Source organism: Streptococcus symci, from assembly GCF_006385165.1.
Taxonomy (GTDB): Bacteria; Bacillota; Bacilli; order Lactobacillales; family Streptococcaceae; genus Streptococcus; species Streptococcus symci.
This window is the reverse complement of sequence record NZ_VFJA01000001.1, coordinates 713,672-740,236: the sequence shown is the minus strand read 5'-3', so window position 1 is coordinate 740,236 and position 26,565 is coordinate 713,672. Positions and strand designations below refer to the sequence as shown.

Genomic DNA, 26,565 nt, shown 5'->3' with positions numbered 1-26,565 from the left:
AGCCTCCTATCTATAGTAACTGTATTTCTTCTCAACTTTTTTGGCAAGAATGGTTACAATACCAATCAAAATCAAGTAAATGGCTCCTGCCAAGAACATAGGAACAAGACTGGCATCACGGTTGGCAGCTGTTCGACTAGCCAAGATAAGATCTGAAATTCCTAGAGCATAGACCAAGGAAGTATCCTTGACCAAACTCATGACTTCGTTAAATACGCTAGGAAGAACAATCTTGGTCACTTGGGGCAAGATAATATAGCGGACTGTGTCAAAAGAACCAAACTTCAAAACCTTAGCAGCCTCATATTGGCCTTTAGGAATGGTATCAATCCCTCCACGGAAGATTTCAGCAAAGTAAGCCGCATAATTCAAAACAAAGGCAATAATGGCCGCAGGAAGACGATCCAAACGGATCCCAATGCTTGGGAGCACATAATAGATAAAGATCAATTGCAAGAGCAAGGGTGTGCCTCGAATGATCCAGATATAAATGTTAATCAGATGATGGATTGGCTTCCAATGGACTTGCAAGGCAAAGGCAATCAAAACGCCCAAGGGAATAGAAAAAATCAAGACCAGTGCAAAAACCTGCAAAGTCATGCTTGCACCGCTCAATAAACTCGGTAATATCTCAAACAAATAAGACATACTGCACCTCCTAAAAATAATTGTTCCCATTGTAGCATAAATAAACAAAATATCCAAGAATTTTTGTAAAAAAATACTCTTTTAAAAAGAAAAACTATATCTATCAAAAAAGAAAGGACGAAATGTGTCCTTTCTCGATCTTAGCTATCCTTTAACTAAAGATCCATAACATCATCCATAGCAAGACTCATGAACCCCCAGATAAACAAACCAAGGACTAAATAAGCATAGAGTGGCAGGGAAGCAAAGATAAAAGGTGATAGTAAAATCATACCCAAGGTATCTCCAAAATTTGTACAAATACAATACAATCCAAAAGAAAGATAAAGGATAAAAATAATAAACCAAAAGTAAAATCTCTTGCGTGCTTTTTCTTTTCGAAACATTTCTTCCACCTCCCATTCTATAGTTCTATTATATTACTAAGACTTTTATTTGTAAAAGTACTATCAAAAAGAAAGGACTTTTTAATTTCTTTATATCGTTGCAAATTACGATAAGCTAATTCTACGCAAACCAATAAAGATAATACTCCAACTGATATCAAAAATAACGGAAAGAATGGTGCATAAATGACCAACATAATAAAAGTTACAAAGATTTCTTCCATTTTCTTCTATATCATAATTAAAAATATAAACAATCGTGTAGGTATAGAGTGCTAAGGCAGAAATAGCCACACCTAACCAAATATGTGCCTAAATCAATCCTTTTCTAGTCATCTTTCTCCCCAGCTCACTATAGAGCCTCTCTATTCCTTTACCAATCGTTTCTGATCGTCCTTATTGTGGCTTTGTTGATACAAAATCGAGTTTATTTAAAATTCTCTCATCAACTCTCACTGGTATAACAAATTGCTTATCCCATATAGTCCCCATATTTTTAACATTACTATACTCTCTTATAGCTACATTGACAAGTTAAAGTTCAAAATCAGCTAAATCGATTACTTCTTCTTTATCACTTTTTCAATTGTTGCCAAGACTCCATTAGTCCCTTCCATAAAATCACGAACACTCACACCAGAAGCCCCTCTGTAACTTGCCTGATAAAACTATAAAAACGTTTGAAAATTTGCTCAAGTGCCATCACTTCCTCTTTGGCTCTACATCACCTACTAAGTGAGCAAAAATTCTGTAAAGATAGACATAATTTTTGCCAAATCTGTTTATTTCAGTACATCATTAATAGTTACATCATCTCAGAGATTAACAATAAATTCCAACTGCTTTTCAATTTTTTACTTCTACAATTTCGTTTTCTACTGTATCCATTAAAATTAAGGAATCACGATAATATAAAGATAAAAGCATATCTGGCTCTCTCTTCTTATCCTATATCTGTCTTATTCAGTCGACATTTAAATTTCTTCAACTTTTCAGCATTACATCCATATACAATAGTAGCATAATGACCATTTGTTGCAGTATCTAAGCTATATATTAAAGTAAATTTCACTTTTTTAGAAGAGTGATGGACTTTTTACCAAAAAAATCTAAGGGAGCTATATCAGCTCTCTTACTAGTAGCATGAATGATTTTAAATAGGCATTTGAGATTTATATCGATATAAAATACATTCAACGCTTTCTAATCAAACTTGATCTTTCAAATTCAAAATCAGAGTGATCTAAATTAATCTTAAACCTGTCTCTTGATTACACAGTGAACCTTGAGTATATCGAATATAATTCTGCATGACGAGCGAAACTGCCAAAAATCGTAAAAACTATTGAAGATTTAAATCTGAAAACAAATACACAACTTGAAGAATCCATTGATAGGCACCTCACCTACCACATCTTTAGGCATACTCTCGTAAGCAGAATAGCGTAACTCTAAAAGTAATTATGGCAAGATTAGGACATTCTGATTCTAGGACAATAAACAAAATCTACACACGTTACAAAGAAGATGGATGATAATATCCTCAATTTGCTAGATATTTTATAGTTTTGCCCCTTTTTTGCCCCCTGTACATAAAAAAAGCCTACTGACCAAGCTAGAAAGCTTGATATGATAGGCTTTTTAAACTCAAATTATTTAACAGCGTCTTTAAGAGCTTTACCAGCTTTGAACGCTGGAACTTTAGAAGCTGCAATCTTGATTTCTTTACCAGTTTGTGGGTTGCGACCTTTACGTGCAGCACGCTCACGAACTTCAAAGTTACCAAAACCGATCAATTGAACTTTTTCACCAGCTGCAAGGTACTCAGTTACTGCTGCGAATACAGCTTCAACTGCTGCTGCTGAGTCTTTCTTAGTCAATTCTGTAGCTTCTGCTACTTTAGCGATCAAATCTTGTTTGTTTGCCATGTTAATGATTCCTCCAATTTAATTTCTAATTAACAAATATAATCATATCCTAAAATCCCTTTTAGGTCAAGTTAAAAACACTATTTCTTCCCATTTTATTTATTTTTTTAGGAGTGGTAACGTACTAAAATAGCCCAAGCATTCTCACCCGTGTGAGTTTGAATAATAGAGCCCGTTTCCAAAACTGAAATTGGCTTTTCAACATAAGCTTGTAAGCTTTCTTTCATCTCTTTTGCCCAATCAGCACTACCAGAATATGAAATCCCAATCTCTGCTACAGAACGTTCAGTTAGCGAACTTGTCAGCTCATCCAACCATTTTTTAAAAGTTTTAGCTCCACGACCTTTAACGATTGGCTGCAATTCATGATCCTTCATCTGCATGACAACACGGATATTGAGAAGGGAACTCAACAATCCAGTTACACGGCCAATTCGTCCACCTTTTACTAAATTTTCCAAAGTTGAAACGCCAATATAGAGTTCTGTGTGGTTTTTAACCTCTTCTACATGAGATAAAATTTCCTCCATGTCTTTGCCTTCTTGTGCTAACTTCGCAGCTTCAACAACTTGGAATTTCAAGGCTTGATCAGTGAAGGAGCTATCAATAACTGTCACGTCGGCAGTAGATAGGCTGGCACCTTGACGTGCCGCTTCTACAGTACCAGAAAGAGCATGAGACATATGAATAGCAAGAATCTGGCTACCATCTTTGCATAGGTCTTCAAAAACTTCAGCAAAGACACCTACAGGGGGCTGGCTTGTTTTTGGAAGATTCTTACTTGCTTGCATCAACTGAAGAAATTTACCTTCTTCTTTCAAATCAGCATCCGAATAAACAACATTATCAATCATTACAGATAACGGAACAACAGTGATATCTAATTGTTTTACTAGTTCAGGTTCAATAGTAACAGATGAATCGGTTACAATCTTAATTTTTGTCATAGTATCAATCTTTCTATTTTAGGATTCAGATTGGTTTTCTTACTTTTAATTATATCAAAAAAAGATTAAAAATCCTAATGGAGTCAATCAAATTTTCCTTAAAAATTTGATATAATCTACTTATAAGAAAAGAGGTCCCTATGATTAAAAAAATTTATCCCATTTTAACCATTTTACTAGGTGCTGCTATTTATGCTTTTGGTCTAACTTATTTTGTAGTTCCTCATCATCTTTTTGAAGGAGGGGCGACAGGTATTACCCTTATCACCTTTTATCTTTTTAAAATCCCTGTTTCTCTCATGAACCTGCTGATTAATATTCCCCTTTTCATACTAGCTTGGAAAATCTTTGGAGCAAAGTCCCTCTATTCTAGTTTACTAGGAACCTTAGCCTTGTCCGCCTGGTTAGCCTTTTTTGAACGTATTCCCCTTCATATTGATCTTCAAGGTGATTTACTAATCACTGCCCTTATAGCTGGGATTCTATTGGGAATTGGTCTTGGAATTATCTTTAATGCTGGAGGTACAACTGGTGGTACTGATATTCTAGCTCGCATTCTCAATAAATACACTCATATATCCATGGGGAAACTGCTCTTTATCTTAGATTTTTGTATTCTCATGCTTATTCTCCTAATCTTCAAGGATCTGAGATTGGTTACCTACACGCTCTTGTTTGATTTTATCGTTTCTCGTGTCATTGATTTGATTGGTGAAGGAGGCTATGCCGGCAAAGGATTTATGATTATCACAAAACGTCCTGATCAACTTGCTAAAGCGATTAATGATGACCTAGGAAGAGGTGTTACTTTCATCTCAGGTCAAGGTTATTATAGTCAAGAAGATTTAAAAATCATTTACTGTATTGTCGGAAGAAATGAAATTGTGAAAATGAAGGAAATGATTCATCGAATTGATCCTCAAGCCTTTATAACTATTACAGAAGCCCATGAAATCCTAGGAGAAGGCTTCACATATATAAAAGAGTAAGCAAAAAGCTGGGAAGTTCCAGCTTTTTCTTTATTCAGAAAGTGTAGAATGACGATAGCCATAAGTAAAGTAAATCACAAGTCCAACTACAAGAGCAATTCCAAACGCAATCCATGTTTCTACACTATATTGAAGCATAAAGGAAAGACAGATTAGAATCGAGAGAATCGGCAACAAGGGAACTAGGGGAGTTTTGAATTCTCCTTCTTTAGGCATTCCCTTATCCTTTCTAAGTTTTATAATTCCATAAGCCAATAGGATAAGATAAGCAAGCGTACAAATATTTAGAAAGGCTGCAATACTAGCCAGTGGAAACACTCCTGCTGCAATTGCAGAAGCAACTCCAGTTAAGATGGTCGCATTTTTAGGAACACGACTTGTTTTGCTTAATTGCTTAAAACTTCGAGGTAAAAGACCATCACGTGCTAAACTGTAAATCATACGCGATAAGGCATAAGTCATAGAAATACATACTGTTATTAGGGTCAAAATGGCCACTAATGACACATAATTAGCTGCCCAACCAATTCCTATACTTCGCAATGAAAATGCTACAGCATCATCCACATTGAGTTGGCTGTAGTGAACAATCCCTGTCAATACTAATGTAACCAGAGCATAGAGAATCGTTACGATTGTCAAAGACAAAACAATACCTCGTGGGACATTCTTTTGTGGATTTTGAATTTCATCAACAGCCATCGAAATAGATTCAAATCCTAGGAAACCAAAGAACATCAAAGATGCTCCTGCCATTATTCCAGTACTTCCACCATAAATTTGACCAAAACCAAAGGGAGCAAAGTTGGACCAATTTTCTGGTTTAATATACCAGATACCAACTAGAATAAACAAAGCGAGAGCAGAGAATTTCAAGATGACTAGAAGCGAATTAAAACGCAATGCTGCCTTGGAATTTAATAAAACTAAACCGGTTACCAGTGTCAGTACCAAAATAGGTAAAAGGTCTATATAGGTACCCTGCTCAGGGTTAAAGGTCCCATTCAAGGCTTGAGGCATTGAAATACTATAGTTACTGAGCAAGCCTTTAAAATAAGCTGCCCAGCCAGAGGCCACACCAGAAACTGCTGTCATGAACTCCATGATGGTCAACCAACCAGCAATCCAAGCTGGTAATTCACCCAAAATTGCATACAAATAACTATAAGCACCACCAGTTGCAGGAACACGAGAGGCAAACTCTGCGAAAAAGAGGGCGGATAAAGAAACACACAGGGCAGAAATCACTATAGATACAACCAGTGACGGACCAGCAAGCGTTGCTGCTGCGGTTCCTGTAATGGTAAAAATCCCAGTTCCTACCATGGCACCGATTCCTAATAAAATCAAATCCCATACTTTTAAATGACGGTGCATTTCAGTACGTCCCAAGCTAACATCTTTTGTTCTAAAAATATTCATACTTCATCTCCATTAAATATGATTGTTTTATTTTATCATATAAAAGAGATTTTGTGAATATTTATAAGATAGTTTTTCAAAAAAATCCGAACAGAATAAATCCTGCTCAGATTCTACATATTCTTAGCCAACTGATCCTTCCATTTCATAGCTAATCAAACGGTTCAGCTCAACTGCATATTCCATTGGAAGTTCTTTTGTAAAGGGTTCTACAAATCCCATTACAATCATCTCAGTTGCCTCAGATTCTGACAATCCACGGCTCATGAGGTAATAGAGTTGTTCTTCAGAAATCTTAGATACCTTAGCTTCGTGTTCCAAAGCGACTTGTGAGTTGTGAATTTCGTTAAACGGAATGGTATCTGATGCTGACAAGTCATCCATAATAATGGTATCACACTCGATGTGAGAGACAGATTTTTTAGAGTTTTTATTAAAGGTTACTTGTCCACGATAGTCAACCTTTCCTCCACCTTTAGCGATGGATTTAGACACAATAGACGAGCTTGTATGTGGAGCGTTGTGAATCATCTTAGCTCCAGTATCCTGATGTTGCCCAGCATTAGCAAAGGCGATAGAGAGCATGGTACCACGCGCTCCTTCTCCATCAAGATAAACAGATGGGTATTTCATGGTTGTTTTGGCACCCAAGTTCCCATCAATCCACTCAACAGTGGCATCCTTTTGAGCCTTAGCACGCTTTGTTACCAAATTATAGACATTATCAGACCAGTTTTGGATGGTCGTATAACGCATATAAGCTCCGTCCAAGGCAAAGATTTCTACGATGGCAGCATGCAAGCTGTTACTTGAATAAGTTGGCGCTGTACATCCTTCTACGTAATGGACACTTGCTCCCTCATCAACGATAATCAAAGTACGTTCAAACTGACCTGTATTCTCGTTGTTTATACGGAAGTAAGTTTGAAGTGGAATATCTACCTTGACCCCTTTTGGTACGTAGATAAAGGTTCCACCAGACCATACTGCTGAGTTGAGGGCTGCCAACTTGTTATCAGTCGGCGGTACCAACTTGGCAAAGTATTGTTTAAACAAATCTGGGTATTCCTTGAGGGCAGAATCCGTATCTGTAAAGATAATCCCCAATTTCTGGAACTCTTCCTTCATATTGTGGTAAACCACTTCTGACTCATACTGGGCAGAGGCACCTGCTAGATAGGCACGCTCAGCTTCAGGGATCCCGATACGTTCAAAGGTTTCTTTGATTTTTTCAGGAACTTCATCCCATGAACGAGCTGGCTTATCAGATGGTTTTTGATAGTAAATCAAATCATCAAAATCAATCTCTGACAAGTCTGCCCCCCAAGTTTGCATGGGCATTTTTTTGAAGGTTTCATAAGACTTCAAACGGAATTCTAGCATCCACTCAGGTTCTCCCTTTGCAGCTGATAGTTCACGAATGACATCTTCATTCAATCCTTTTCCTGTCGATAGGACAGGCTCTACATCATCATGGAAACCAAATTTATATTCACCAAGGTCAATTGGTTTTGGTTCTACTCTTTCTTCAGCCATAATATCCTTTCTTTCATTCTTCATTTCTACTAATTCATAAGACAAAAGAAACTTGTCTTACTGATTTTCTTGATTTTCAATTGTTTTCTTTAGGGCGTTCCAAGCTAGGGTTGCACACTTAATTCGTTGAGGGAATTTGGCAACACCTGACAAGAAAGCTGCATCGCCTAGTTGGTCTTGGCGTTCATCTTTTTGTCCTTGAACCATTTCAGAAAAAATAGTCGCAAGTTCTAAAATTTCTTGTTTGGTTTTGCCTAAAACGGCATCTGTCATCATACTAGCAGAGGCAGTTGAGATGGTACAACCTGAGTTTAGAAAAGCAATATCTTCCAAACGCTCCTCTGAGTCAAACTTGACAGAGAGGTTGATAACATCCCCACAGGTCGGATTGTTGAGACTGATTTGTTCAGCGTCTTCTAACTTCCCTTGGTGATGTGGATTTTTCGAATGGTCCGCTACCACTGCCATATAAAGGCTATCCAGTTTAGAAAGTGCCATTGAAAAACTCCTTTGTCTTTTGTAAGGCATCGACTAGCTTGTCGCAATCTGCCTTGGTATTGTAGATATAAAAACTTGCACGAGCTGTTGCTGGGACATCCAAATACTGAAGCAAGGGTTGCGCACAATGGTGACCTGCTCGAACAGCCACTCCTTCATAATCCAAAGCAGTCGCAAGGTCGTGCGGATGAAGATCACCTAGGTTAAAGGCGATGACACCTGAACGTTGAGACAAGTCCTGCGAACCATAAATGGTCAATCCTTCAATCGCCTGCAGTTTTGGATAGACGTATTCAATCAGTTCCTTTTCATGGGCTTCAATGGCATCCATACCAATCTTTTCCAGATAATCCACTGCAGCAGCTAGTCCGATAGCGCCTGCCATATTAGGTGTTCCAGCCTCGAATTTCCAAGGCAATTCCTTCCAACTAGCAGATTGCTCATAGACGAAATCAATCATCTCACCACCGAATTCAACTGGTGACATTTGTTCTAGATACTTTTCTTTGCCGTAAAGAACACCGATTCCAGTCGGACCAGCCATCTTGTGACCTGAAAAGGCAAAGAAGTCCACATCCAAGTCCTGAACATCAATCTTCATATGAGGCGTAGATTGAGCACCATCCACCACCATAATGGCTCCAACTTGATGAGCTAATTGAGTGATTTCTTTGATTGGATTGACCACACCCAGAACATTTGAGGCGTGAGCAAGGGAGACAAACTTGACTCTATCAGTCAATTTAGCTCGCAAATCATCCATATCCAGAGTTCCATCCTTGAGATAGACATAGACAAGTTCAGCTCCTGTCTTGCGACAAGTTTCTTGCCAAGGAATGATATTGGAATGGTGTTCCATGACAGAAATCAAGACCTGGTCTCCCTCAGTCAAGACTTTCTCTGCAAAGCGCGCCACCCAGTTAAGACTGGTTGTCGTTCCTCTGGTAAAGAGAACTTCCTTTGTAGAACCTGCATTGATAAACTTACGAACGGTTTCACGAGCAGCTTCATAGGAAGCTGTTGCCCGTTCTGCTAAAGTATGGACACCACGGTGAACATTGGCATTGTCCTGCTCATAGTAGCGGTTGATTGTTTCAAGAACTGCTAGTGGTTTTTGTGTCGTCGCAGCATTGTCCAAATAGACCAATGGTTCATCGTTGACAATCTGGTCTAAAATTGGAAAATCCTTACGAATCACTTCTACATCTAACATAGGCTTCCCCTTAGCGTTTTGACAATTTTTCTTCGATAGTTGCAATCATTTCATCACGAACTTCTTTGACTGGAATCTCAACGATAACGGAGCCAAGGAAACCACGGACAACCAAACGCTCTGCAGTCGCCTTATCTAAACCACGGCTCATGAGGTAGTACATGTCTTCTGGATCTACCTGACCGATAGAAGCTGCGTGACCTGCAGTAACATCATTTTCGTCAATCAAAAGAATTGGATTGGCATCTGAACGCGCTTGATCTGACAGCATAAGAACACGGCTTTCTTGTTGCGCATCTGCTCCCTTGGCACCCTTGATAATGTGGCCAATACCATTGAAGGTTAAGGTTGCTTTTTCAAGAATAACCCCATGTTGGAGGATATTTCCGATTGAGTTGCAACCATAGTTAGTCACTCGAGTATCAATTCCTTGTACCTGACGGCCACTTGAAAGAGCTACAACTTTCAGGTCAGCATGGCTACCATTTCCAATCAAATCACTATCAAAGTCAGCAACGACATTTCCTTCGTTCATGACACCAATCGCCCAGTCAATGCTTGCATCGTTACCTAATTTACCACGACGGCTAATGTAGGCAGTGACGTTTTCACCTAGACGGTCGATCGCAGCAAACTTGACTTGAGCACCAGAACGCGCAATGACTTCTACTGTGATATTGGCAGTTGCTTTGGCACTTCCTTCACCGCGTGACTCTAAACGCTCCAGATAACTAATCTTAGAATTTTTACCAGCGATAATCATAATATGCTTGTTAAACGGCACATCACTATCGCTGTCTTGATAGAAAATTCCTTCTATTGGTTCTTTAATTTCAACATTATCAGGAATGTAGAGAACAGCACCACTGTTGAAATAAGCTGTATGGTAAGCTGCCAACTTGTCATCGTCATACTTAACAGATGACATGAAGAATTCCTCAATAAGCTCTGGAATTTCTTCTAAAGCTGAGTGGAAGTCTGTAAAGACGACACCCTGTTCAGCTAACTCAACTGGAATTTGCTCAAAAACAGTTTGAGTTCCTACTTGCACCAACTTCATGTGATTATCTAGAGCTGTGAAATCTGGAACATTTGCTGATGGCTCACTTTCTGTAATCGTTCCATCACCCAGATTCCAACGGTGGAATTTGACACGCTCAATAACTGGTAATTCCAAAGTCTCAATCTTGTCAAAAGCTTTTTGACGGAGGTCAGCCAACCAGCTTGGTTCAGCGTGCATTTCTGAAAAAAGTTTAATATTTTCTTTAGTCATTTACTTCTCCTAAAAGATACGAGGGAATTACAATTCTTCCTTGTAATCGTAGCCAAGTTCTTCAGCTAGTTTTGCGTATCCTTCACGTTCCAAACGCGCAGCCAATTCTGGACCACCTGAAAGGACAACACGACCTTCCATCATGACGTGTACCACATCAGGCGTGATGTAGTTCAAAAGACGTTGGTAGTGAGTGATAATCATAGCACCAAAGCCTTCACCACGCATAGCATTGACACCTTTAGAAACAACTTTAAGAGCGTCAATATCAAGACCAGAGTCAATCTCATCCAAAAGGGCAAAAGTTGGTTCCAACATCAAAAGTTGAAGAATCTCATTACGTTTTTTCTCACCACCAGAGAAACCTTCGTTAAGGTAACGCTCAGCCATTTCTTCTTTCATGTTGAGCAATTCCATCTTCTCATCCAATTTAGTGATAAACTCACGAACTGAAATCTTCTCATCGTCTTCTTTACCAGCATTCATGGCTGCACGAAGAAACTCAGCATTGGTAATTCCAGGAATTTCTGATGGATATTGCATAGCAAGGAAAAGTCCCATACGCGCACGCTCGTCCACTTCCAACTCAAGGATGTTTACGCCATCAAACAAGACTTCACCTTTAGTAACCTCATAGTTAGGATTTCCCATGATAGCGGCAGAAAGAGTTGATTTACCAGTACCATTTGGTCCCATGATAGCGGCGATTTCTCCTGTTTTCAGGGTCAAGTTAACCCCTTTTAAAATTTCTTTTCCTTCAATCTCAACGTGAAGATCTTTGATCTCTAATACTGACATGATAGTTCCTTTCTTTTTCAAGGCCTTTACAGTTCTTACTGGAAACATACTTGATTTCCCTAGAAAATACGGTAAAAGGTCAATAAATATACTTTTATAGTATAACAAAAAAAAGCCTAAAAGGCTTTGATTTTGTCTAGAAGCTGAGGACTAGTCTTTTCCTTTTAAATGCTGGTCAATGACATCTACAATCTTGCCCATCAAGTAACTAACTCGGAAATTTCTAAAGAGCAAAATGGCCCAAAAGGCTGCCATAATATAGCGACCAGTCATCCAGGCTTCATTGAAAAAATAGGTCTCAACAGCTGTAAACAGCGCGATAATAATAAATTGTTGTCTATTCATAAACTTATTGTATCATGAAATCTTTCTTTAGTCTTCCTCTACCTTCACTTTATCTGCCAAAAATTCAAATCCTTCTGGAATCAGGCTTTCTTCTGCTTCTTGTTCAGTTTGAGAAGATTTGGCTTTAGCTGAAAAGGCTGCTCGAACTTCTTTCCATTCCTCCATGGAAATAGCTAAAATCTCAGGTGAAAAACCTGCTGCCTGACTGAGAATATTGCCAAACATGGTATTGAGATTATCTCGTTTCATGGTTTGACCAGCATTGAAGTTAGACTCAAAAGCAAGAATGGCATGGTGTTCATTGGCCGCAACTGGTTGAGAACCAACCAGCAAAGCTTTATCAGGGCCACCAAGACTTTCAATTACCTCTCCCCAGGCATTCTGTAAGCGAATCAGATTTTGACGTGCTAAATCAGGATTTTCAACGGCCTCTTGTAGGATAGATTGAACTTTATTGCGATCCACACGATAGACTGTCTTGCTTGTTGCTGGGCGACTAGGAGCTGGATTTGTTGGCTTAGATACAGTTCCAACATTGGCAAGTTCTTGTTTGAGACGGGCAACTTCCTGTCTAAGTGCAGAAATTTCACTTTCAGCCACCCCTGAAAGAGCCGGTTCATGCTTAATCTCTGCCAAACGGATAGTCATCATCTCAGCATAAATCTTGGGCTGCAAACTAGACTTAATATCTGCTAAACTTACTGTCGCTATGCGAATCATTTCAAACAGACTTTCTTGAGGAAGTGCCAAATTCTCCACAAAGACTGGACTATGATGAGTGTTTTCTCCGCCTGTTTGAACAATTAACAAATCTCTTAAATAGTGTAAAAGGTCGGTCACAAAACGAGTCATGCTCTTACCATTCTCAAAGAGAAGATTTAAGCAAGATAAGGCTTTAGGAACATCTTGTTGAGATAAGGCAGCCACATAATCATCCAAGGCTGATAGGCTAATGGTACCTGTAATTTCTTCAGAGATGGCAGTCGTCAGCTCGTTTCCCTGTGTTAAACTCAGGGCTTGATCCAAAATAGACAGAGCATCCCGCATTCCACCTTCAGCCCGTCTAGCGATAATTTCCACAGCCTCTGGTTCAGAAGAGATATTTTCTTTTTCTAAGATATAGTGGATATGTTCCTTAATATCCTGTGTCTTAATCGATTTAAATTCAAAACGTTGCACACGGGATAGAATAGTGGCAGGAATCTTGTGCAATTCAGTAGTGGCCAAAATAAAGACCACATTCTGTGTTGGCTCTTCCAGTGTCTTTAGGAGAGCATTAAAAGCGCCTGTAGAGAGCATGTGAACCTCATCTATGATATAAACCTTATAACGGGCAAGACTAGGGGCATAGGTAGATTTATCACGAATTTCACGGATTTCATCCACCCCATTATTAGAGGCCGCATCCATTTCAATGACATCTTCTAAACTACCGTCCGTCACTGCTTGACAAATATAGCAGTTATTACAAGGTTCTCCACCCACTTGATTTGGACAGTTCATAGCCTTGGCGAAAATTTTGGCTACACTGGTTTTTCCCGTTCCACGAGGGCCTGAAAAAAGATAGGCATGACTTATTTTCTCTTGTTCTACTGCTTGTTTAAGAGTCTTAGCCACAACTTCTTGCCCAACCAACTGGGAAAAATTTTGACTTCTATATTTTCGATAAAGTGCTTGATACATTAGGCTTTCTCCCCAAACATTGTAAAGTCCCATTCTGTCTTTTCAAGCAAAATAGCGACAAATTGTTCCAAATAATCTCGATCCATAGCGTCATAATCATCAATCTCTGAAGAATCCAAGTCCAGAACTCCAAGTAATTGACCATTCTTTATCATGGGCACGACAATTTCACTTTTAGCTCGACTATCACAAGAAATATAGTTGGGATAAGTCGTCACATCTCCAACTAGAACAGTTTCCTGAAAGTGAGCTGCCTCACCACAAACACCCTTGCCTAGCGCAATACGAATGCAGGAAACACCTCCTTGGAAGGGACCTAAAATCAATTCCTTTCCATCGAATAAATAAAAGCCTGAAAATACGGTATTAGGAAAGCATGATTTTAAAAGAGCACTGGCGTTGGAAAGATTAGCCAAAACATTAGTTTCACCTTCCAATAAAAAAGATAACTCTTCATTTAACATTTGATAACGTGATTGTTTTTCTGATTCTAACATAGAACTATTATATCAAAAAAGGCTTACAGACAAAAGAAAAATCCCTTGTTTAGAAAACAAAGGATTTTATGAATTTCCAATTTGATTAAAGTTCGATATCACCGAACAAGTCAGCCATTGAGAATCCTGTTTGTGTTTCTGGAAGTTCGAAATCACGTTTTTCTTGACGTTTTGGACGACGTGGACGTGAAGCACGTTTTTCTTCTTTTTGTCCTTCTTCTTGAGCTGGACGCTCTTCAAGAGCTTTGATAGAAAGTGATACACGCTCTGCATCTGCGTTAACTTCAAGAACTTTAACTTGAACTTCTTGACCAACTTTAAGAGCTTCTTTTGGATTTTCAATACGTTTGTGTGAAATTTGTGATACGTGAACAAGTCCATCGATACCTGGCAATACTTCAACAAATGCACCGAAGTCAGTCAAACGTTTAACTGTTCCTTCTACTACATCACCTTTAGCCAATTTTTGCTCAACGCCATCCCATGGTCCAGGTGTTGTTGCTTTAAGTGAAAGTGATACGCGACCTTCTTCTTCATTAAGATCAAGGATTTTCACTTCAATTTCTTCACCAACAGTTACAACTGATTTTGGTGATACGTTACGTTCGTGTGACAATTCAGTCAAGTGAACCAATCCGTCAACACCACCAAGGTCTATGAAAGCACCGAAGCTTGTGATACGAGCAACTTTACCAGTTACAACGTCACCAACAGCCAATTTACCAAATACTTCAGCACGAGCTGCTGCTGTAGCTGCTTCAACAACTTCACGACGTGAAAGGATGAAGCGGTTTTCTTTAGCGTCAACTTCTTTGATTTTAGCATCAAATTCTTGACCTACAAAACGCTCAGTGTTACGTACGAAACGAGTATCCAACATTGAAGCTGGGATAAATCCACGAACACCTTCAAATTCTACTGAAAGTCCACCTTTAACGGCACGAGTTCCTTTAACAGTAACAACTTCTTCTTCGCGACCAACAAGTTTGTCCCATGCTTTGCGAGCTTCAAGGCGTTTTTTAGATACAAGGTATGTAACTGTATCAGTATCTTTACCAACTACTTGACGAAGTACAAGAACATCCAATACTTCTCCTACTTTAACAAAGTCATTGATATCTGCATCGCGATCGTTTGTCAATTCGCGAAGAGTCAAGACACCTTCAACACCAGTTCCAGAGATTGCAACGTTAGCTTGAGTCGCATCAACTGTCAATACTTCAGCACTAACAACATCACCAGTCTCAACTTGGCTAACGCTATTTAGCAAATCTTCAAATTCGTTCATCTAAAAAATCCTCCAACAATCAAGTTTTTCTTAAACTTGACATACTTATAATTTTTTTCCTAAGCACCCGCAAGGACATGTTCATATCGTTCACGTCTTTCAATTATAAAAATAAAATACCCTAAGATATTTTGCTTTTTATCTTGATTATTACCTAAGAACTGGGGTAGCTGGATTCGAACCAACGCATGAGGGAGTCAAAGTCCCTTGCCTTACCGCTTGGCTATACCCCATTGATGAAATGGAGAGAGAGGGATTCGAACCCCCGAACCCGAAGGAGCGGATTTACAGTCCGCCGCGTTTAGCCTCTTCGCTATCTCTCCTACAATCAACATGGATTATTATATCATGAAAATTCCAAAAAAACAAGCCTTATTTTGCTAAATTATAGTTTTCAATTAAAATTTCCACAGCTTTTTCCAATTTTTTATAAAAACTATCGACATTCCCATTCTTTATGATGGCAAATTGTCCATCTAATTCGGCAATTTCTCCGATAACTTTTTTACCAATGGTCAAGGTATAACCTTCAAAACTGTCTTTTCCTACCTTTACTTTGGCATCTGCTACTTGAATTTCGATTTTTTTATCTTTCTTACTCATTTCATACCTCTCTTCACTTTTTCTATTTTACAAGAAAATCCTAAAACTAGCAAGAAAAAACTCTATATCATTCCACGTCTGATATAGAGTTTTCTGCTTTATTTAATGTGCTTTTCTAGTTCTTTTTGGTACTTACCGTTTGATTCCAATTTTTCTTTTTGCCATTTTTTCAGTGCTTCTTCATATTCTTTTGTTGTAACAATATCTTTTTGCAATTTCATTCCTTTAAAGATATATGGGTCACCCTTAATACCAACTTGTGAGTATGGTTTTGAGAATGGCACTACATTACTTACAACTGGAGAACCACCAGATGAGGCTGTTGGCATCAATAATGAACTATCTGTCAACCAAGCTTGAGCCTTGGCATATTTTTCATAGCGTTCTTCAAGATTTGTAGTTTCTGAATCGGCATCATCCAATAATTTCTTATACTGGTCCAAACCAAGTTTCGCTACGACATCCTTATCTTTCCCTTTAGTAATTCCAAGGTGTTTCATGGCAGAACCTGATTTAGGATCCATGATATTCAAGTAAGATGCTGGGTCTTGATAACTTGGAGCCCATCCTGTACTGTTCAAATCATAGTCTTTTTGAGAAGGAACACGCGCTTGTGAAGTGATTGTTTCCTTTTCATTATCTGTCATTTGAAGAACGTCGATGACAACATTTTCAGCACCAAGTGTTGATTCGATAGACTGTTTGAAAGAGTTGCTTTGTTGAACGGCGATGGTATCTGTTTGTTCAACTGGGACATCCAAGTGAATTGGGAAAGTCACCCCTTTAGATTCCAAGTCTTTCTTAGCTTTTTCGAAAGCAGCTTTAGCCTTGTCAGGGTTGTAGATAGTATCCTTACCGTCAACTAGCTCAACACCTTTCCATTGGTCACCATAATTCACCAACTCTGCTTGAGCGATTTGCCCAAAGTTCTTACCACCAGCTTGCACAAAGTTGTCAGGAACAAGGCTGTTACGGATAATCTTGTCCGCACCGTCCTCACCATTTAGCTGGGCAGCATAAGAATGACGGTTAAAGGCAAAGTTGATAGCCTGACGGAAGTCCTTATTAAGCATAGCTTCTTTTGTAGAAGTTTTTTGCTCTTCACTGGTTTTCGCAGTTTTATTATATGACTGACGATTTACGTTAAAGGTGAAGTAATAGCTACTTGAGTCCTGTGGGCTATAAGTGATTTTATCTCCGTATTGTTCCAAAGTTGAAGCAAAGTTTGAGCTACTTGGGAAGAGACGAGCTGTCGTATAGGCACCTGAAGAGAAGCTACGAATCAACGATTCCTGATCAGAACCATCGTAGTAAGTCAATTTAATCTTCTCAATTTTTACCTTTTCTTTATCCCAGTAATTTGGATTTTTCTCGTATTCAATCAACGATTTAGAAGTCAAGGTCTTCAAGATATACGGACCATTGTAGAGAATCCCTGCTGGAGTAACTGCTCCATAATCTTTACCTGATGCCTTCAAAAACTCTTCATTTACAGGCAACATCGTTGCTGTTGTGACTTTAGAGTTCCAGAAACTTTCCGGTTTGTTTAGGGTATATTCGACTGTGTAATCATCCAAGGCCTTGACACCAACTGTAGAGAAATCATTAGTTTCACCAGTCATGTAGGCGTCCAAGCCCTTGATTGAATTTTGGATGAGAGAGACACCGTCTGACTTGCCATCAGCTACGTGTTTTAATCCTGTTACAAAGTCATGGGCTGTTACTTCTGCGTATTCTTCACCTTCGGATGTGTACCATTTAACTCCTTTACGAAGTTTATAGGTATAAGTCAACCCATCTTTGGACACAGACCAATCTTCAGCCAAGGAAGGGATAACATTTCCGTATTGGTCGTTTTCCATCAATCCATCAACTACGTTTCCGATGACATCTGTTGTCGATGTACGAGTCGCTATACTATAGTCCAAAGATGCTGGATCTACTGCATAGACATATGAAAATGTTGTCGGTGCATCTGCTTCTTTATCAGCTTTTCCACAAGCTACTAAAAGAGCTGTTGTACTCAGGACTAGTCCTGCTGTAAAGAGCCACTTTTTCGATTTCATAAAAAATCTCCTTTGGTTTATTTTAATCTACTTTTACAATCCAACCTTCTGGCGCTTCAATATCACCAAACTGAATACCTGTCAGTTCATCATATAATTTACGTGTCACAGGACCTACTTCTGTTTCACTATAGAATACATGGAAATCATCACCGTGCTGAATACCTCCAATTGGAGAAATTACTGCCGCTGTACCACAGGCACCTGCCTCTACAAAACGGTCAAGATTATCAATTGGGACATCCCCCTCAATAGGAGTTAAGCCTAAGCGATGTTCTGCCAAATAAAGTAAAGAATACTTGGTAATAGATGGCAAGATAGATGGACTCAATGGTGTTACAAATTCATTATCAGCTGTAATTCCAAAGAAGTTAGCTGAACCGACTTCTTCAATCTTTGTATGTGTTGAAGGATCTAGATAGATAACATCTGAAAAATGACGTGACTTGGCCAATTTCCCCGGCAAGAGACTTGCAGCATAGTTCCCACCAACTTTAGCTGCACCGGTACCATTTGGCGCTGCACGATCGTACTCATCCTGAATCAAGAAGTTGGTTGGAACCAAACCACCTTTAAAGTAATTTCCAACTGGCATAGCAAAGATGGTGAAAATGTACTCTTCTGCTGGTTTTACCCCGATAATATCTCCTACTCCAATCAAAAGAGGACGAAGATAAAGGGTTCCACCTGTTCCGTATGGAGGTACATATTCTTCATTCGCACGAACAACTGCTTTACAAGCTTCAACAAACATTTCTGTTGGAACTTGTGGCATCAAGAGACGGTCACATGTACGTTGCAAGCGTTTGGCATTTTCATCAGGACGGAACAGTTGAACACTGCCATCCTTAGTACGATAAGCTTTCAATCCTTCAAAGGCTTGTTGGCCATAGTGGAGACTTGGAGAAGACTCTGAAATATGCAAAGTTGCATCCTCTGTAAGCTCTCCTTGATTCCATTGTCCATTTTTAAAATGAGCAATATAGCGATAAGGTAATTTCATATAGGAAAAACCGAGATTTTCCCAATCAATCGTTACTGTCATATTCCACTCCTTATTCTAAAAACCTATTTCTTATATTCTACACTATTTTTCTAAAATAGCAAGTATATTTTGTAATTTTCAGAAAATTTCTTCAATAAAAAGAACCAGCTCTTAGAACTGATTCTTCATTTTACTTATTTGGCTTCTGGAAATACTTCCTTAAGATAAGCGTCAAAAACTTCTTCATCTGAAATCGTGTCAGAAATGAAGCTTCCGTTGCTAGTCCTTTCTGACAGGTTCAAGTCTTGCAATCGGCTTTCATAGATTGTTCCTTTGTTGGATTGAACAAGCAGAGTTTGGTCGTTCTCTTCTACTTCTGTACTGAAGAGATCACCGATGAAGCCTTGTTCTGCAACTGCACCAGCCAAGAAGACACGGTGCGGTTTGTTTTTCAACTCACGTAAGACTTGTAATCCTCGTTTGGCACGGCTGGTTGCTGGAATTTCGTCAATAGAAACACGTTTCAAACTTCCACGTTGGGTCAAGAGGTAGAAGGATGAGGTGTTACAGATAAAGGCGGATTGGAGGACATCATCTGCTTTCAGGTTCATAGCTTTGACACCTGCAGCCTTAGCACCGACAACTGGTACCTCTTCGATATTGAAACGAAGGGCATAACCATTTTGGCTAATCAAGAGAACATCATCCAGTTTAATCGGAGCCACTGCTACAATCTGGTCTGTCTCGTCTTTGAGCTTAGCATACTTGACAGACTTAGATTTATAGGTCCGCCATGGAGTGAATTCTTTGCGTTCTACACGCTTGATTTGACCGAGACGAGTAGCTGCAAAATAAGTTGTCGCATCATCAAACTGATCCACGACTTCCACATAAAGGATTTCTTCGTTAGTTTCGAAGTTTGTGATGGTTTGGCTCAGATGCTCTCCGATATCCTTCCAGCGAATATCTGCCAATTCATGAATTGGTCGATAAATGACATTTCCAAGAGTCGTGAACATCAAAAGATGCTGTGTTGTCTTGACAGCTTGAGCAAAGATCAAACGGTCATCATCACGTTTGCCAATTTCCTCTAGCGTTGAAGCTGCAAAAGAACGTGGACTGGTACGCTTGATGTAACCTGCCTTGGTCACGCTGACATAGGTATCTTCCTCGGCGATAAGACTAGCTGTATCAATCTCGATTACTTTCGCAGTGTCTTCTAAGCTACTCAAACGCGGAGTGGCAAATTTCTTCTTAACCTCACGAAGTTCTTTCTTCATGAGATTGTACATGGTCCGTTCATCACCGATAATCGCCGCAAGCATGGCAATCTTTTGACGAAGTTCTGCTTCTTCTTCCTGCAAGACAACCACATCTGTATTGGTCAAGCGATACAGTTGCAAGGTTACGATAGCCTCAGCCTGCTCTTCTGTAAAATCATAACTGACCTTGAGATTTTCCTTGGCGTCAGCCTTATTCTCAGAAGCACGGATAAGAGCAATGACTTCGTCCAAAATCGAAATCACACGAATCAAACCTTCGACAATATGGAGACGCTTCTCAGCCTTTTCCTTGTCAAAGCGCGAACGCGCCAAAATGACTTCACGACGGTGGGCGATGTAGCTAGACAAGATTGGAACAATCCCAACCTGACGAGGCGTGAAATTGTCAATTGCCACCATGTTAAAATTGTAATTTATTTGTAGGTCGGTGTATTTGAAGAGATAATTGAGAACAAGCTCCGTATTGGCGTCTTTCTTGAGCTCAATCGCGATACGAAGACCGTCACGGTCAGACTCATCACGAACCTCAGCAATCCCTGCCACCTTGTTATTGACACGAACATCATCGATTTTCTTGACTAGATTGGCCTTGTTGATTTCATAAGGAATCTCAGTGATAACGATTTGTTCCTTACCACCTTTTAGCTTTTCAATTTCAGTCTTAGAACGAACAACTACGCGCCCTTTTCCGGTTTCATAAGCCTTTTTGATTTCATCACGGCCTTGGATGATCCCTCCAGTCGGGAAGTCTGGTCCAGGCAAGAATTCCATGAGTTTATCAACCTTTGCAGTTGGGTGGTCAATCATGTAAACCGCTGCATCGATGACCTCAGCCAAATTATGGGGAGGAATGTCTGTGGCATATCCAGCCGAAATACCAGTCGAACCATTGACCAAGAGGTTTGGAAAGGCTGCTGGCAGAACAGTCGGTTCTTTCTCGGTATCGTCAAAGTTCCAAGCAAAAGGAACGGTCTTTTTCTCGATATCTTGAAGAAGGTAACCTGCAATCTCAGACAAACGTGCCTCGGTATAACGCATTGCCGCAGGCGGATCTCCATCCATAGAACCGTTATTCCCGTGCATTTCAACTAAAATCTCACGATTTTTCCAGTCCTGTGACATACGAACCATGGCATCATAGATGGAACTGTCACCGTGTGGGTGGAAATTCCCCATGATATTCCCGACAGACTTGGCCGACTTACGGTAACTCTTGTCAAAGGTATTGCCATCCTTATTCATAGAGTAAAGAATGCGGCGCTGAACCGGCTTCAATCCATCCCGAATGTCTGGCAAGGCCCGGTCTTGAATAATGTATTTGGAGTAGCGACCAAAGCGCTCTCCCATGATGTCCTCCAGGGACATGTTTTGGATATTACTCATATAGGATACAAAGCCCGTAAAAATGCAAATTGAAAATAGGAAATTCTTGCAGTGAGCGATGCTCACTAGAGAATTTATCTTTTTCACACAATATTTAGGGCGTATTCAACTCCTTTCAAAAAATGTAGAGTATGTGTAATGATAAAAGGATTAGTCCAATGTTCAGTTACGATGAGTAACCAAACTATCCTTTCTGTAGGTTAATGTTATAATTTAGGTTCTTTATTTACATAGTGTTTTGAAGTCTTTCCACAGCATACTCAATCATCTTCTCAGCCACTTCCGTATCATAGTCAAAGCCCATCTTTCGAGCAAAGAATTGAGCTTCTTGATGAAAAAGTTGCATCGTAGCAAACAATGACTGAGTGATTTTGTCACTATTTGAGAAATCAAGTAGACTTGAGAATTCATTCTCTTTCTCAGCAGGCAAATACTGAAAGAGGTACTTGTAATTTTTACCGATGTCAACTGCTCCCCTATCACTTGCAACCTGCCAAGCTAAAATTTTCAGGAATTCTTGTTGACAAATACCATAGAGATGGTCGGTCGCGTAGATGAGCTGATTGCGACAAATCCCTTTAACCACGTAAGCTGATACCCACCAAAATTCATTACAGGTTTTTTCAAACTCTATCGCACTAGCTGGGCTTGTCCAGTAACGTCGAGGTTTTGGAGAAAAGGATTCAAATAAACCCTTCTCGTCTAGTAAAACTATGAATTCCGCTTCGCTATCTACCCATTCTTTCATGTGTTCTTTAGGACAGAGAGTTAAATCAATTCGATTACCATCTTCAAAGATCATGAGAAATAGACGGCGATGTCCCAACCTAACCTCTTGCTCAATAATACGTTTACCAAATTGGCCCAGCCAAGATAAATCTGTAATCAGCTCTTCCAGATTCTCTACAACATAGACCACGTCATAGTCTTGAAATTCATCTTTTGAAGCTTTTGTGTCAGTCCGTGAACCAGACATGGCGATAGCTTTTACTTTTAAGCTTTTAGCTATCTTAATAATTATATCTAGCATTTCTATTTCAGTTCTCATCTTGATACCCATTCATTAAAAACTGACTTAAAACACTGTCGCTTCTTCTAGCGTAAACTTGACATTATCTTCAATCCACTTACGGCGTGGTTCAACCTTGTCTCCCATGAGGACATTGACACGGCGTTCGGCACGTGCTAGGTCTTCGATGGTGACACGGATGAGGGTGCGAGTTTCTGGATTCATGGTTGTTTCCCAGAGCTGGTCGGCGTTCATCTCACCGAGACCTTTATAACGTTGGAGGGTTGCGCCTTTACCGAACTGCTTGCGGAGTTCTTCTAGTTCACCGTCCGTCCAAGCGTAGGCCACTTCTTCTTTCTTTCCTTTCCCTTTTGACATCTTGTAAAGAGGTGGAAGGGCAATATAGACATGTCCAGCTTCGACTAACGGACGCATATAGCGGTAAAAGAAGGTTAAAAGAAGAGTTTGGATATGGGCACCGTCGGTATCCGCATCGGTCATGATAATGATCTTATCATAGTTGGCATCTTCAAGGGAGAAATCTGCCCCAACACCAGCACCGATGGTATAAATCATGGTATTAATCTCTTCATTTTTGAGGATATCCGCCATCTTGGCCTTGGCTGTATTGATAACCTTACCACGAAGGGGCAAGATTGCCTGGAACTTGCGGTCACGGCCTTGTTTGGCAGAACCACCGGCAGAGTCCCCCTCAACCAGATAGAGTTCATTCTTAGAAGGATTCTTAGACTGGGCTGGGGTCAATTTTCCAGACAATAAGCCCTTGTCTTTTTTATTTTTCTTACCATTACGGCTCTCATCACGCGCCTTACGTGCCGCTTCGCGAGCATCACGCGCCTTGATAGCCTTGCGGATGAGGTTAGAAGCCAATTCACCATTTTCCATAAGGAAGAAGGTCAACTTATCAGCCACTATTCCATCCACAACTGGACGAGCTAGTGGGCTTCCTAGTTTGTCCTTTGTCTGACCTTCAAACTGCAAATGTTCTTCAGGAACAAGAATAGAAAGAACGGCCGCTAGTCCCTCACGATAGTCTGAGCCTTCAAGGTTTTTATCTTTTTCCTTGAGAAGACCTGTCTTACGCGCATAGTCATTCATGACCTTAGTGATAGCAGACTTGAGTCCTGTCTCGTGCGTTCCACCGTCCTTGGTGCGAACGTTATTGACAAAGGATAGAATGTTATCTGAAAATCCATCATTGTACTGAAGCGCTACTTCCACTTGGAAACCATTATCTTCACCTTCAAAGTAAAGAACTGGCGTTAAGGTTTCCTTGTCTTCATTAAGGTAGGAAACAAAGTCTTGTACTCCATTCTCATAGTGGAATTCAATCGCTTCATCTGTTCGCTTATCCGTCAAGGACAAGGTCACATTTTTCAAGAGAAAGGCTGATTCATTAAGACGCTCTGAGATGGTATTGTACTTGAAGTCTGTCGTAGAAAAGATGGTCGCATCCGGCATGAACGTGACTTTGGTGCCTGTTTTAGACTTGGGCGCTGTACCAATTTTCTTCAGGGTCGTGACAGGTTTACCACCATTTTCAAAACGTTGCTTGTAGATTGCACCATCACGGGTGATTTCAACTTCCAACCAGCTAGAAAGGGCATTAACAACGGAAGAACCAACCCCGTGGAGACCACCTGATGTTTTGTAGCCCCCTTGACCAAATTTTCCTCCAGCGTGGAGAATAGTAAAGATAACCTCAACCGTTGGAATCCCCATAGCATGCATTCCAGTCGGCATTCCACGACCATGGTCCTGCACAGTCAAACTCCCGTCTTTATTGATGGTCACATCAATGCGGTCACCAAATCCAGACAAGGCTTCATCGACAGCATTATCGACGATTTCCCAGACTAGGTGGTGGAGACCAGCACCATCGGTCGATCCGATATACATCCCTGGACGTTTTCGGACCGCATCCAACCCTTCTAGCACCTGAATGGCATCATCATTATAATTGTTAATATTGATTTCCTTTTTTGACACAAGGAACCTCCTATTCGTTCATCTTTACTATTCTACAAGTTTTCCACGGATTTTGCAAAATTTTTCTTTCTCCGGTGTGACAATTTCAGAAGAGATTCTCTGCCTTTCTTTCCCAATTCATGATATAATAGGAGTATGATTACAATAGTTTTATTAATCCTAGCTTATCTGCTGGGTTCGATTCCGTCTGGTCTCTGGATTGGACAAGTATTCTTTCAAATCAATCTGCGCGAGCATGGTTCTGGTAACACAGGGACAACCAATACCTTCCGCATCTTAGGAAAGAAAGCAGGGATGGCAACCTTTGTGATTGACTTTTTCAAAGGGACTCTAGCAACGCTACTTCCGATTATGTTTCATCTTCAAGGTGTTTCACCTCTCATCTTTGGACTTTTGGCTGTTATTGGCCACACCTTCCCTATCTTTGCAGGATTTAAGGGAGGCAAAGCTGTCGCAACTAGTGCAGGAGTGATTTTCGGATTTGCGCCTGTCTTCTGTCTCTACCTTGCGGTTGTTTTCTTTGGAACCCTCTATCTTGGTAGCATGATTTCACTATCTAGTGTCACAGCATCTATTGCGGCTGTCATCGGGGTTTTACTCTTTCCGCTTTTTGGTTTTATCCTGAGTCACTATGACCCTCTCTTCATCTCCATTATCCTAGCACTCGCTAGTTTGATTATCATTCGACATAAGGATAATATCACACGCATTAAAAATAAAACTGAAAATTTGGTCCCTTGGGGATTGAACTTGACCCACCAAGATCCTAAAAAATAAAACGCCAGTACACATTTTGTACTGACGTTTTTTTGTAAGCTTATTTTGATTTGATATAGTTGATACCATCTGCTTTTGGCGCGATTGCTTTTCCAAAGAAAGCTGCCAAGACAAGAATTGTCAAAACGTAAGGTGCGATTTGGAGGTAAACCGCAGGCACTCCTTGTAGGAATGGCAATTGAGATCCGATAACAGCCAAACTTTGTGAAAGTCCAAAGAAGAGACTAGATAGCATGGCTCCGATTGGATTCCATTTCCCAAAGATCATTGCAGCAAGGGCGATAAATCCAGGCCCAACAATAGTTGTCACTGAGAAATTAACTGAGATGGATTGAGCATAAATTGCTCCACCAATTCCACCTAGGAAACCTGAAATGATAACCCCTAAATATCTCATCTTGTAGACATTGATTCCCAAGGTATCCGCTGCTTGAGGGTGTTCACCGACGGAGCGGAGACGAAGACCAAACCGAGTCTTGAAGAGGATAAACCAAGCAAGGAATGAGAAGGCAATGGCCAGATAACCAAGTAGACTAGTTGACTTGAAGAAGATATCACCAATGACTGGGATATTTGCCAAGATTGGGAAGTCAAAGCGTCCAAAAGTCTGACTTAGATTGTCGGTTTGTCCTTTGTTATAAAGGACTTTCACTAAAAAAACTGCCAAGGCGGGCGCCATTAAGTTCAATACCGTACCACTGACAACATGGTCTGCACGGAAATGAACTGTCGCTGCTGCGTGGATGATAGAGAAGACACCACCAACCAATCCTGCAACTAGCAAGGATAGCCATGGAGTTGCTGCTCCAAATTGTTCTGCAAATTCAAGGTTAAAGACAACTCCAGAAAAGGCACCCATAACCATAATTCCTTCAAGGCCGACGTTTACGACACCACCACGTTCAGAGAAAACACCACCAATACTTGTAAAGATGAGGGGGGCTGAGTAAATCAGCATAGAAGACACCAAGAGGGTGAGCAAGGTTGTAATAGACATC

Annotated in this window: 22 protein-coding genes and 2 tRNA genes; 2 read left to right on the top strand and 22 right to left on the bottom strand. The window is 40.1% G+C overall.

The window, feature by feature from the left end; all coding sequences use genetic code 11:
- Positions 1 to 6: 6 nt before the first annotated feature.
- From FJN11_RS03550 to FJN11_RS03530, 3 genes are all read right to left on the bottom strand, one after another.
- Positions 7 to 648, bottom strand: a complete 642-nt coding sequence (locus tag FJN11_RS03550; protein ID WP_140224077.1) for an amino acid ABC transporter permease — start codon at positions 646 to 648, stop codon at positions 7 to 9.
- Between the two features lie 2,038 nt (positions 649 to 2,686).
- The gene (locus FJN11_RS03535; RefSeq protein ID WP_001284640.1) at positions 2,687 to 2,962 is read right to left on the bottom strand and encodes an HU family DNA-binding protein; all 276 of its coding nucleotides are present in this window, start codon (positions 2,960 to 2,962) and stop codon (positions 2,687 to 2,689) included.
- A gap of 107 nt (positions 2,963 to 3,069) precedes the next feature.
- Positions 3,070 to 3,909, bottom strand: a complete 840-nt coding sequence (locus FJN11_RS03530) for a DegV family protein (RefSeq protein ID WP_140224076.1) — start codon at positions 3,907 to 3,909, stop codon at positions 3,070 to 3,072.
- 140 nt (positions 3,910 to 4,049) lie between these two features.
- On the opposite strand from FJN11_RS03530, the gene FJN11_RS03525 reads away from it, so the two are divergent.
- On the top strand, positions 4,050 to 4,898 hold the full coding sequence (locus FJN11_RS03525) for a YitT family protein (RefSeq protein WP_049551580.1): 849 nt from the start codon (positions 4,050 to 4,052) through the stop codon (positions 4,896 to 4,898).
- Between the two features lie 30 nt (positions 4,899 to 4,928).
- On the opposite strand, the gene FJN11_RS03520 is transcribed toward FJN11_RS03525, so the two are convergent.
- The 18 genes from FJN11_RS03520 to parE form a co-directional block, all read right to left on the bottom strand.
- On the bottom strand, positions 4,929 to 6,320 hold the full coding sequence (locus tag FJN11_RS03520; RefSeq protein ID WP_049487108.1) for an APC family permease: 1,392 nt from the start codon (positions 6,318 to 6,320) through the stop codon (positions 4,929 to 4,931).
- Positions 6,321 to 6,443: 123 nt separating this feature from the next.
- Complete coding sequence (gene sufB / locus FJN11_RS03515) at positions 6,444 to 7,856, bottom strand: Fe-S cluster assembly protein SufB (protein WP_000797054.1); 1,413 nt, start codon at positions 7,854 to 7,856, stop codon at positions 6,444 to 6,446.
- Positions 7,857 to 7,913: 57 nt separating this feature from the next.
- A complete protein-coding gene (sufU, locus tag FJN11_RS03510; RefSeq protein ID WP_140224075.1) occupies positions 7,914 to 8,354 on the bottom strand; it encodes a Fe-S cluster assembly sulfur transfer protein SufU in 441 nt (146 codons plus the stop codon).
- Positions 8,341 to 9,567, bottom strand: a complete 1,227-nt coding sequence (locus tag FJN11_RS03505; RefSeq protein WP_140224074.1) for a cysteine desulfurase — start codon at positions 9,565 to 9,567, stop codon at positions 8,341 to 8,343. Before FJN11_RS03505 ends, sufU begins: the two co-directional genes overlap by 14 nt.
- Positions 9,568 to 9,577: 10 nt before the next feature.
- Positions 9,578 to 10,840 carry a Fe-S cluster assembly protein SufD gene (sufD, locus tag FJN11_RS03500; RefSeq protein WP_140224073.1) on the bottom strand — a complete coding sequence of 421 codons (1,263 nt, stop codon included), beginning with the start codon at positions 10,838 to 10,840 and terminating at the stop codon, positions 9,578 to 9,580.
- Between the two features lie 27 nt (positions 10,841 to 10,867).
- Entirely contained in the window at positions 10,868 to 11,638 is a 771-nt protein-coding gene (sufC, locus tag FJN11_RS03495; protein WP_000114489.1) for a Fe-S cluster assembly ATPase SufC, read from the bottom strand.
- A 150-nt stretch (positions 11,639 to 11,788) separates the two neighbouring features.
- Positions 11,789 to 11,983 (bottom strand): DUF3272 domain-containing protein, encoded by a 195-nt coding sequence (locus FJN11_RS03490; RefSeq protein ID WP_125453016.1) that lies wholly within the window; start codon positions 11,981 to 11,983, stop codon positions 11,789 to 11,791.
- A 27-nt stretch (positions 11,984 to 12,010) separates the two neighbouring features.
- A complete protein-coding gene (gene dnaX / locus FJN11_RS03485; RefSeq protein WP_140224072.1) occupies positions 12,011 to 13,666 on the bottom strand; it encodes a DNA polymerase III subunit gamma/tau in 1,656 nt (551 codons plus the stop codon).
- Positions 13,666 to 14,163: a GAF domain-containing protein gene (locus tag FJN11_RS03480; protein ID WP_140224071.1), complete on the bottom strand. Its 498-nt coding sequence runs from the start codon at positions 14,161 to 14,163 to the stop codon at positions 13,666 to 13,668. Before FJN11_RS03480 ends, dnaX begins: the two co-directional genes overlap by 1 nt.
- Before the next feature lie 85 nt (positions 14,164 to 14,248).
- Complete coding sequence (gene rpsA, locus FJN11_RS03475) at positions 14,249 to 15,451, bottom strand: 30S ribosomal protein S1 (RefSeq protein WP_140224070.1); 1,203 nt, start codon at positions 15,449 to 15,451, stop codon at positions 14,249 to 14,251.
- 161 nt (positions 15,452 to 15,612) lie between these two features.
- Positions 15,613 to 15,684 (bottom strand) — tRNA-Gln (locus FJN11_RS03470).
- A gap of 9 nt (positions 15,685 to 15,693) precedes the next feature.
- Positions 15,694 to 15,774, bottom strand: a tRNA-Tyr gene (locus tag FJN11_RS03465).
- Positions 15,775 to 15,823: 49 nt separating this feature from the next.
- The gene (locus FJN11_RS03460; RefSeq protein WP_000037110.1) at positions 15,824 to 16,054 is read right to left on the bottom strand and encodes a DUF2969 domain-containing protein; all 231 of its coding nucleotides are present in this window, start codon (positions 16,052 to 16,054) and stop codon (positions 15,824 to 15,826) included.
- Positions 16,055 to 16,152: 98 nt separating this feature from the next.
- Positions 16,153 to 18,120 (bottom strand): peptide ABC transporter substrate-binding protein, encoded by a 1,968-nt coding sequence (locus tag FJN11_RS03455; protein ID WP_140224069.1) that lies wholly within the window; start codon positions 18,118 to 18,120, stop codon positions 16,153 to 16,155.
- 22 nt (positions 18,121 to 18,142) lie between these two features.
- Complete coding sequence (locus FJN11_RS03450; RefSeq protein WP_033681953.1) at positions 18,143 to 19,165, bottom strand: branched-chain amino acid aminotransferase; 1,023 nt, start codon at positions 19,163 to 19,165, stop codon at positions 18,143 to 18,145.
- A 134-nt stretch (positions 19,166 to 19,299) separates the two neighbouring features.
- Positions 19,300 to 21,771 (bottom strand): DNA topoisomerase IV subunit A, encoded by a 2,472-nt coding sequence (parC, locus tag FJN11_RS03445; protein ID WP_140224198.1) that lies wholly within the window; start codon positions 21,769 to 21,771, stop codon positions 19,300 to 19,302.
- A 226-nt stretch (positions 21,772 to 21,997) separates the two neighbouring features.
- Positions 21,998 to 22,819 (bottom strand): aminoglycoside 6-adenylyltransferase, encoded by an 822-nt coding sequence (locus tag FJN11_RS03440; RefSeq protein WP_140224068.1) that lies wholly within the window; start codon positions 22,817 to 22,819, stop codon positions 21,998 to 22,000.
- Between the two features lie 27 nt (positions 22,820 to 22,846).
- The gene (gene parE / locus FJN11_RS03435; protein ID WP_140224067.1) at positions 22,847 to 24,790 is read right to left on the bottom strand and encodes a DNA topoisomerase IV subunit B; all 1,944 of its coding nucleotides are present in this window, start codon (positions 24,788 to 24,790) and stop codon (positions 22,847 to 22,849) included.
- A gap of 135 nt (positions 24,791 to 24,925) precedes the next feature.
- Between parE and plsY the strand changes: the two genes are divergently transcribed.
- On the top strand, positions 24,926 to 25,567 hold the full coding sequence (gene plsY, locus FJN11_RS03430) for a glycerol-3-phosphate 1-O-acyltransferase PlsY (RefSeq protein WP_140224066.1): 642 nt from the start codon (positions 24,926 to 24,928) through the stop codon (positions 25,565 to 25,567).
- A 40-nt stretch (positions 25,568 to 25,607) separates the two neighbouring features.
- Here plsY and FJN11_RS03425 read toward each other — a convergent pair whose 3' ends face one another.
- Positions 25,608 to 26,564: an ABC transporter permease gene (locus tag FJN11_RS03425; RefSeq protein WP_140224065.1), complete on the bottom strand. Its 957-nt coding sequence runs from the start codon at positions 26,562 to 26,564 to the stop codon at positions 25,608 to 25,610.
- Position 26,565: the final 1 nt, after the last annotated feature.

What these genes read in the sequence shown, in the direction of transcription:
- FJN11_RS03425 (WP_140224065.1), bottom strand. Translation starts at nt 26,564, where the DNA reads ATGTCTATTACAACCTTGCTCACCCTCTTGGTGTCTTCTATGCTGATT.
- parC (WP_140224198.1), bottom strand. Translation starts at nt 21,771, where the DNA reads ATGAGTAATATCCAAAACATGTCCCTGGAGGACATCATGGGAGAGCGC.
- plsY (WP_140224066.1), top strand. Translation starts at nt 24,926, where the DNA reads ATGATTACAATAGTTTTATTAATCCTAGCTTATCTGCTGGGTTCGATT.
- FJN11_RS03490 (WP_125453016.1), bottom strand. Translation starts at nt 11,983, where the DNA reads ATGAATAGACAACAATTTATTATTATCGCGCTGTTTACAGCTGTTGAG.
- FJN11_RS03455 (WP_140224069.1), bottom strand. Translation starts at nt 18,120, where the DNA reads ATGAAATCGAAAAAGTGGCTCTTTACAGCAGGACTAGTCCTGAGTACA.
- FJN11_RS03520 (WP_049487108.1), bottom strand. Translation starts at nt 6,320, where the DNA reads ATGAATATTTTTAGAACAAAAGATGTTAGCTTGGGACGTACTGAAATG.
- FJN11_RS03530 (WP_140224076.1), bottom strand. Translation starts at nt 3,909, where the DNA reads ATGACAAAAATTAAGATTGTAACCGATTCATCTGTTACTATTGAACCT.
- dnaX (WP_140224072.1), bottom strand. Translation starts at nt 13,666, where the DNA reads ATGTATCAAGCACTTTATCGAAAATATAGAAGTCAAAATTTTTCCCAG.
- rpsA (WP_140224070.1), bottom strand. Translation starts at nt 15,451, where the DNA reads ATGAACGAATTTGAAGATTTGCTAAATAGCGTTAGCCAAGTTGAGACT.
- sufC (WP_000114489.1), bottom strand. Translation starts at nt 11,638, where the DNA reads ATGTCAGTATTAGAGATCAAAGATCTTCACGTTGAGATTGAAGGAAAA.
- FJN11_RS03535 (WP_001284640.1), bottom strand. Translation starts at nt 2,962, where the DNA reads ATGGCAAACAAACAAGATTTGATCGCTAAAGTAGCAGAAGCTACAGAA.
- FJN11_RS03460 (WP_000037110.1), bottom strand. Translation starts at nt 16,054, where the DNA reads ATGAGTAAGAAAGATAAAAAAATCGAAATTCAAGTAGCAGATGCCAAA.
- sufB (WP_000797054.1), bottom strand. Translation starts at nt 7,856, where the DNA reads ATGGCTGAAGAAAGAGTAGAACCAAAACCAATTGACCTTGGTGAATAT.
- sufD (WP_140224073.1), bottom strand. Translation starts at nt 10,840, where the DNA reads ATGACTAAAGAAAATATTAAACTTTTTTCAGAAATGCACGCTGAACCA.
- FJN11_RS03450 (WP_033681953.1), bottom strand. Translation starts at nt 19,165, where the DNA reads ATGACAGTAACGATTGATTGGGAAAATCTCGGTTTTTCCTATATGAAA.
- FJN11_RS03505 (WP_140224074.1), bottom strand. Translation starts at nt 9,567, where the DNA reads ATGTTAGATGTAGAAGTGATTCGTAAGGATTTTCCAATTTTAGACCAG.
- FJN11_RS03550 (WP_140224077.1), bottom strand. Translation starts at nt 648, where the DNA reads ATGTCTTATTTGTTTGAGATATTACCGAGTTTATTGAGCGGTGCAAGC.
- sufU (WP_140224075.1), bottom strand. Translation starts at nt 8,354, where the DNA reads ATGGCACTTTCTAAACTGGATAGCCTTTATATGGCAGTGGTAGCGGAC.
- FJN11_RS03480 (WP_140224071.1), bottom strand. Translation starts at nt 14,163, where the DNA reads ATGTTAGAATCAGAAAAACAATCACGTTATCAAATGTTAAATGAAGAG.
- FJN11_RS03525 (WP_049551580.1), top strand. Translation starts at nt 4,050, where the DNA reads ATGATTAAAAAAATTTATCCCATTTTAACCATTTTACTAGGTGCTGCT.
- FJN11_RS03440 (WP_140224068.1), bottom strand. Translation starts at nt 22,819, where the DNA reads ATGAGAACTGAAATAGAAATGCTAGATATAATTATTAAGATAGCTAAA.